Here is a 6,092-nt window from a genome sequence, read left to right on the forward strand (position 1 = left end):
CATGAGTTTGTTTCTCAAAACTAACAACTCTTGACTCGTGACTAATTACTAATGACTTACGCAGATGTGCTTTCAGCTTCTGCTGGTGCTTCTGCTTCAGCTTGTGCTGGTGCTTCTGCTTCAGCTTGTGCTGGTGCTTCTGCTTCTACTGCTGCTGAATCGCCGTCTTTTTCAGCATAAGCTTTAAGACCGCGAGCGATCGAAGTAGGAACTTGATTGATACCCACAGCCAACTTGGTTGCGACACCGTTGATAGCGCCAGCAATTTGAGCCATGAGTTGTTCTTTCGACGGCAGATCAGCTAATGCTTTAACATCAGCTTCTTTCAGCACCCGTCCTTCCATCACGCCGCCGCGAAGTTCAGTCTTCTTAGAGACTTTTTGGAATTCTTGGTAAGCTTTAATCGCGCCGCCAATATCTTCTTGCACGAACAGAAACGCCGACGTACCTGTTAGCAATTCTTGTATCGGCTGCCAGGTTTCGTTGCCTTCAACCGCAATTCGCATCAGCGTGTTTTTTGCTACTTGGCAACTGCTGCCTTTCGGACGCAAACGCCGACGCAAATCTGTGATTTCAGCAACAGTTAAGCCCGTGTAGTCAATCACGATCGCCAATTGAGATTCGCTCAAGGTTTGCTTGAGGTCTGCAATAATCTCATTTTTTACTGCTAAAGTTTTGCCCATACTTATTTCACCTCCTTTTAGGATCGAAAATTGCCCGTCAAAAACCCCGACCTTCGAGCCGGGGCAGAGAATTAAAAATTAACAAGTCAGAATTAAAAATAGAAAATTTCTAATCTTTGAGTCTTGAGTTTTTATTTCTTCAGCCTCGGCAGGAAATTAAGCGATCGGCACCTGCGGTCTTCAGCTTATTGATTTTTGATTAGGCTATCATCAGAAGGCAGACATTAGCAAGGGTCTAGCGTAAGTCTTGTGAGAGATTTACACAGACAGCCGAAGCTGTCTTTTACCTTCTGCCTTCTGCTTAATTCTTTCTACGCAGCATCAAGTTTGGTATCGCGCAGGGCACTGATATCGACTTCAATCGACGGGCCCATTGTTGCGGATACGTACAAACTGCGCCAGTAGCGACCTTTAGCACCAGAAGGACGGTTGCGGTCAACTGTTTCTTGCAAAGCATGAAGGTTGACCAGCAAATCTTCCGCTGAGAAAGCTGCCTTGCCAAACATAACATGAACGATGCCAGTTCGATCGGCACGGAATTCTAGTTTACCACCTTTAAACTCGTTGATCGCCTGAGCAAGGTCAGTCGTCACCGTGCCACCTTTCGGAGAAGGCATCAAACCACGCGGGCCCAACAAGCGACCCAATTTTGCCACCAACGGCATCACGTCTGGGGTAGCAATCAGGCAATCGAAGTCCATCATGCCCTTCTGAATTTCATCGATCAACTCTTCAGAACCAGCAATATCCGCGCCGGCATTCAGAGCTTCTTTAACTTTTTCGCCCTTAGCAATCACCGCAATTCTGACTACTTGACCAGTTCCTTTTGGTAGCGATACAGTTGTCCGCAACTGTTGGTCAGTATATTTCGGGTCAATTCCCAAACGGATGTGAGCTTCAGCAGCTTCGCCAAACTTAGCGGTTGCTGTTTCTTTCAAAAGTTGCAGAGCTTCCAGTGGTAGATAAGGTCTGTCTTCAACTTTCTTTTGAAGTTCTTGCAGTCTTCGCGATACTTTCTTTGCCATTGTTATCTCCTGGGGTCAGTCGATTTTAGATTTTAGATTTTAGATTTTAGATTGAACCTATCGGACAATCTTAAAATCTATCAGTTTTCGGTTACTAGCGAAGCTTTGCTTCTCCCCCTGAACCGATCGATTTTGGATTTTGGATTTTGGATTTTAGATTGAAGATTTGACCTTCAAAATCCTGAATTACTGACAACTGCCAACTGTCAACTGACAACTGACTTCAATCAGCGATCGCCACGCCCATATTTTTAGCCGTTCCTGCCACAATTTTCATAGCAGCCTCAACATCATTAGCATTGAGGTCAGGCATTTTGGTTTCAGCGATTTCTCGCAACTGAGCCTGTGTAATCGTCCCTACTTGCTTGCGGTTAGGTTCTCCCGAACCTTTAGCAATGCCAGCGGCTTTTTGGATCAAAACCGACGCCGGCGGGGTTTTGAGAATAAACGTAAAACTGCGGTCTTCAAAAACCGAAATTTCTACCGGAACCACTAGACCCGCTTGGTCTGCGGTTCTAGCATTGTACTCCTTGCAAAACATCATAATATTGACGCCGTGCTGACCCAAGGCTGGGCCGATCGGAGGAGCTGGGTTGGCTTTTCCCGCCGTAATCGCCAACTTAATTACTGCAACAACTTTCTTTGCCATTAGTTAGTTCTGTTTCTGAACCTGATTGAACTCCAATTCTACAGGCGTATCGCGCCCAAAAATCGAGAGTAAAACTTTGAGCTTGTTTCGTTCCGGGCTAACTTCAATCACATCACCTTCAAAATCCTTAAATGGCCCGGAAAGTACCACAACGTGGTCTCCCGTAGACATCGATACTTTGACAACTGGTTCTGATTCCTGAGCGTTTCTGAAGATCCGTTCTACTTCCGAATGACTCAGAGGTAGCGGTTTGACGTGACCCCTGCCGCGCCCGTAGCGGCGTTTCTGCTCTGCCCCGACAAAATTAATTACATTCGGGGTATTCTTGATCACCTGCCACGTATCCTCGTCCATAAACATACGGATGAGTACGTAGCCGGGAAAGATTTTTTCATCTGACTGCCGCCTGGAACCGTCTTTGCCGACTTTGATCGCCGGAGTTTGCGGAATTTCGACTTGAACGATGCGATCGGCAACATCCAAAGTTTGAATCCGCTGATCCAAGTTGGCCTTCACCCGCTTTTCGCAGCCAGAGGCAACTTGAACAGCATACCAGCGAGCATCAATCTCCGGCACCTCTGGCGATGCTGCCTGTCCCGTCGCTTCTGTGGAATACTCAGATTCTTCTGATGCAAAAGTCATGGCCCAAACACCTTTCCCGCGCCCCAGTTAAAGAAATTATCCACAAAATAGATCAGGCTTGCTGAGAGGATTACCATCAAAAGCACGGCCAAAGACTCGCTGATTAGCTGCTGCCGGCTTGGCCAAACCACTTTGTCGAGTTCTTCTCTAGTTTCCTTAAAAAAACCCGCAGGATTAAACCCAGACGCCGTTATTTCTTGAGTTTCTTGAGCTTCGTCTTTTTTCGCCACGATTGAATCCCCCTTGCGATTTTAGATTTTAGATTTTAGATTTTAGATGGTGTGAGTGGCCCGCGGCTCTCAGATTTTTTGACACTAACCACTTACGCCCAAGTCCAAAATCTCAAATCCAAAGCCATCACTTTTTTACAAGCCCAACCCTTCAACGATGTAATTGCCGATCGCCGAAACCGACGATCAAGAAGCCACACCGAGCATTTGTTGATGGCATTTTTTGCGAACCGCCCACAAAAATTAATTCTACCCGAAAGTTTGCGGTTTTGACTGTTGCCAGCCAATAATCCGGGCGCTTTCGGGCAGAATTTAAAGTTTGGTGATTCAGCGCGCCCTGGAGGACTTGAACCCCCGACATCAGGTTTTGGAGACCTGCGTTCTACCAACTGAACTAAGAGCGCACAGGTGAGGTTGCTGAAACTCGCTTAACCCCTAGATTTCTATTTTAACACAGTGCGCTCATAAATGGAAAACTTTTTTTGAAATTTCTCAATTTCCCATGAATCATGAACCAAGGGGAAGCTGGGTGCATTCCTACAGGGAGCGATCGAACCGTTGTTTGACGCGAGTAGCTTTGCCCACCCGATCGCGCAGGTAGTAAAGTTTTGCTCTGCGAACTTTCCCGCGGCGCATCACTTGGATCGTGGCGATGCGGGGCGAGTGAATCAAAAACACCCGTTCCACTCCGACGCCCTGAAACACGCGACGGACCGTGATTGTTTCATTAATCCCGCCGTTACGCATGGCAATCACAGTCCCTTCGTAGGGCTGAACCCGTTCTTTGTTACCCTCTTTAATTCTCACGCCGACTCGCACTGTGTCGCCGACGTAAATTTCGGGGAGAACTTTGCTGAGTTCTACCTTGACTCTATTTATTTCTGCCGTCTCGATTGAACGGATTATTTCTGCGCCTTTCATGGGATTTACCAAAACTCACAATCCCTTATCATATATCGAAATGCCCGTTTTATGTCAAAAAATTTCTATGTTAGATACCTCTGGAGTCGTATTTCTGCAACTAGGGGCAATGGCGGCACTGGCCTTGTACGTCGCCGCCAACTTGGGGGCAAACGATGTCGCTAACTCGATGGGGACATCCGTAGGCTCTAAGGCGCTAACGCTGCGGCAGGCAATAATTGTTGCAGGCATACTCGAGTTTTCCGGCGCAGTGCTGTTTGGGCAAGGAGTTTCCGAAACTCTGGCAACAGGAGTTGTGAATGCAGAAGTGTTCGCGGCCAAACCGCAAGTATTTTTAATCGGGATGGTGTCAGTGCTGATAGCTTGCGGGATATGGCTGCAAATCGCTACCAGTCGAGGTTTGCCCGTTTCTTCATCCCATGCAGTGGTGGGCGCGATCGCGGGTTTTAGCTGTGTTGCAGCCGGAATTAATGCAGTGGATTGGCGAACCATCGGCACCATCTCCCTAACATGGGTGGCGACACCTTTTGCTAGCGGTGCTTTAGCCGCGCTATTTTACAGTGTGGTGAAGTATTCGATTCTCGATCGGCCAGATCCTCTATCTCAAATGCGCGAGTGGATACCTTGGCTGAGTGCAGCACTGCTGAGCGTATTTGGGGTAATTGTACTGCCGTCTGTTGTGAATGTCGCTTTGGTGCAGACAGGGGCGATCGCCGCGGCGCAGGATAGATTTGGGTGGAATCTTCCAATTCACGATATTGTCATTGGCATCGGGGCAATAGCTGCGATGGCCCTCACACTCAATAGTTGGAAAAAATTAGAATCCGTTGAGAAGGAAGAAGAAAGAAGGAAGAAGGAAGAAGGAAGAGGGGATAAGGGATTCGGCCCAAGTACAAACTCCTCCGCCACTCCGAAACTCCGTCACTCTCCCATCGAGCAACAAATGGCGAGATTTCAAGTCTTGAGCGCCTGTTTTGTAGCATTTGCCCACGGTTCCAACGACGTAGGAAATGCAGTTGCTCCCCTAGCTGCGATCGCCTACATCCGGCGCACAGGTTCCTTTCCCTCAGGGGATTTCAGCGTTCCCCTGTGGATTTTAGTCGTCGGAGGGGCAGGAATAGTCATCGGTTTAACCATCTGGGGCAAAAATGTAATTGCCACAGTCGGCGAAAAGATCATCGAACTCCAACCCAGCGGCGGATTTTGCGCGGAATTAGCCACAGCCACCACAGTCTTGCTAGCATCCCGCTTCGGTTTGCCAGTTTCCACATCCCACGCTTTAGTCGGTGCAGTCGTCGGAGTCGGGCTGATCAAAGCTTGGAAAACAGTACGCTTGCAAACTTTGCTGTCAATTGGTTCGGCTTGGTTGGTGACAATTCCGATCGCAGCAGGTTTGGCTGCTATCATCTTCAGCATCGCGCAATCCATTGGGCAATTTTAGATTTTAGATTTTAGATTGAGGCATTTCAGAACAGTCAACAGTCAACAGTCCACTGTCACCGGACTAATCCTTCTGATTGCCTCGGTTGGGATAAACTCGCGAAGGCAAAAACTTCCAAGCCGCAGCATCTGCAGCCCAGTTGCGAAAAATCTTCACTGAAGCGAAAATTTTAGCGAAACGCCAATTATAGCAACGCTTCCAGTCAGGAGGCCACTGGGCGGTTTCGTCAGCGGCTTGCAAAGCTCTGACTTCAGCTTCGAGTGCTGCGGCGTGGCGCTGCATGATGATTTCTAGTTGCAAAAAGTGTTCTTCGGGCGATCGCAATTTTTTGACATCCTAACTACAAGCGTGATAAAGCGTATTCCAGTACAGTAGGGAGACGGCAATGCCCTGTCCCTTGAGTCTCATAAAATTCTGAGGACTTTAGTCCAATGGCACTGAAAAAGGCTTAATCACGCCCGCAGTTTAGCTTTCAAGACAGAGCGAGGTTCCTGCATTCGA

The 6,092-nt window shown here is 48.0% G+C and carries 9 protein-coding genes, 1 tRNA gene and 1 other annotated feature; of the genes, 2 read left to right on the forward strand and 8 right to left on the reverse strand.

Translation table 11 applies throughout. The features are described from left to right. Positions 1 to 56: 56 nt before the first annotated feature. The 5 genes from rplJ to secE form a co-directional block, all read right to left on the reverse strand. Positions 57 to 683 (reverse strand): 50S ribosomal protein L10, encoded by a 627-nt coding sequence (gene rplJ / locus QUA74_RS23265; protein ID WP_333333906.1) that lies wholly within the window; start codon positions 681 to 683, stop codon positions 57 to 59. A 29-nt stretch (positions 684 to 712) separates the two neighbouring features. Further along, positions 713 to 885, reverse strand: a sequence feature (ribosomal protein L10 leader region). Positions 886 to 994: 109 nt separating this feature from the next. Further along, positions 995 to 1,708 (reverse strand): 50S ribosomal protein L1, encoded by a 714-nt coding sequence (gene rplA, locus QUA74_RS23270; protein ID WP_333333908.1) that lies wholly within the window; start codon positions 1,706 to 1,708, stop codon positions 995 to 997. A gap of 223 nt (positions 1,709 to 1,931) precedes the next feature. After that, on the reverse strand, positions 1,932 to 2,357 hold the full coding sequence (gene rplK / locus QUA74_RS23275; RefSeq protein ID WP_006635588.1) for a 50S ribosomal protein L11: 426 nt from the start codon (positions 2,355 to 2,357) through the stop codon (positions 1,932 to 1,934). Between the two features lie 3 nt (positions 2,358 to 2,360). Next, positions 2,361 to 2,999: a transcription termination/antitermination protein NusG gene (gene nusG, locus QUA74_RS23280; protein ID WP_333253475.1), complete on the reverse strand. Its 639-nt coding sequence runs from the start codon at positions 2,997 to 2,999 to the stop codon at positions 2,361 to 2,363. Further along, the gene (secE, locus tag QUA74_RS23285; protein WP_333333910.1) at positions 2,996 to 3,229 is read right to left on the reverse strand and encodes a preprotein translocase subunit SecE; all 234 of its coding nucleotides are present in this window, start codon (positions 3,227 to 3,229) and stop codon (positions 2,996 to 2,998) included. Before secE ends, nusG begins: the two co-directional genes overlap by 4 nt. 78 nt (positions 3,230 to 3,307) lie before the next feature. Here secE and QUA74_RS23290 point away from each other — a divergent pair, with 78 nt between their 5' ends. Then, positions 3,308 to 3,502 (forward strand): hypothetical protein, encoded by a 195-nt coding sequence (locus QUA74_RS23290; protein WP_333333912.1) that lies wholly within the window; start codon positions 3,308 to 3,310, stop codon positions 3,500 to 3,502. Positions 3,503 to 3,560: 58 nt separating this feature from the next. On the opposite strand, the gene QUA74_RS23295 is transcribed toward QUA74_RS23290, so the two are convergent. Together QUA74_RS23295 and rplS are read right to left on the reverse strand one after the other, a co-directional pair. Next, positions 3,561 to 3,633: transfer RNA gene (locus tag QUA74_RS23295), tRNA-Trp, on the reverse strand. 133 nt (positions 3,634 to 3,766) lie between these two features. Continuing rightward, on the reverse strand, positions 3,767 to 4,150 hold the full coding sequence (gene rplS, locus QUA74_RS23300; RefSeq protein ID WP_333047681.1) for a 50S ribosomal protein L19: 384 nt from the start codon (positions 4,148 to 4,150) through the stop codon (positions 3,767 to 3,769). Positions 4,151 to 4,217: 67 nt separating this feature from the next. Here rplS and QUA74_RS23305 point away from each other — a divergent pair, with 67 nt between their 5' ends. Then, on the forward strand, positions 4,218 to 5,591 hold the full coding sequence (locus QUA74_RS23305; protein WP_333333914.1) for an inorganic phosphate transporter: 1,374 nt from the start codon (positions 4,218 to 4,220) through the stop codon (positions 5,589 to 5,591). 63 nt (positions 5,592 to 5,654) lie between these two features. On the opposite strand, the gene QUA74_RS23310 is transcribed toward QUA74_RS23305, so the two are convergent. Further along, positions 5,655 to 5,915, reverse strand: a complete 261-nt coding sequence (locus QUA74_RS23310; RefSeq protein WP_333333916.1) for a hypothetical protein — start codon at positions 5,913 to 5,915, stop codon at positions 5,655 to 5,657. Positions 5,916 to 6,092: the final 177 nt, after the last annotated feature.

This window comes from Microcoleus sp. LAD1_D3 (genome assembly GCF_036702135.1).
Classification (GTDB): domain Bacteria; phylum Cyanobacteriota; class Cyanobacteriia; order Cyanobacteriales; family Microcoleaceae; genus Microcoleus.

What these genes read in the sequence shown, in the direction of transcription:
- rplJ (WP_333333906.1), bottom strand. Translation starts at nt 683, where the DNA reads ATGGGCAAAACTTTAGCAGTAAAAAATGAGATTATTGCAGACCTCAAG.
- rplA (WP_333333908.1), bottom strand. Translation starts at nt 1,708, where the DNA reads ATGGCAAAGAAAGTATCGCGAAGACTGCAAGAACTTCAAAAGAAAGTT.
- rplK (WP_006635588.1), bottom strand. Translation starts at nt 2,357, where the DNA reads ATGGCAAAGAAAGTTGTTGCAGTAATTAAGTTGGCGATTACGGCGGGA.
- nusG (WP_333253475.1), bottom strand. Translation starts at nt 2,999, where the DNA reads ATGACTTTTGCATCAGAAGAATCTGAGTATTCCACAGAAGCGACGGGA.
- rplS (WP_333047681.1), bottom strand. Translation starts at nt 4,150, where the DNA reads ATGAAAGGCGCAGAAATAATCCGTTCAATCGAGACGGCAGAAATAAAT.
- QUA74_RS23305 (WP_333333914.1), top strand. Translation starts at nt 4,218, where the DNA reads ATGTTAGATACCTCTGGAGTCGTATTTCTGCAACTAGGGGCAATGGCG.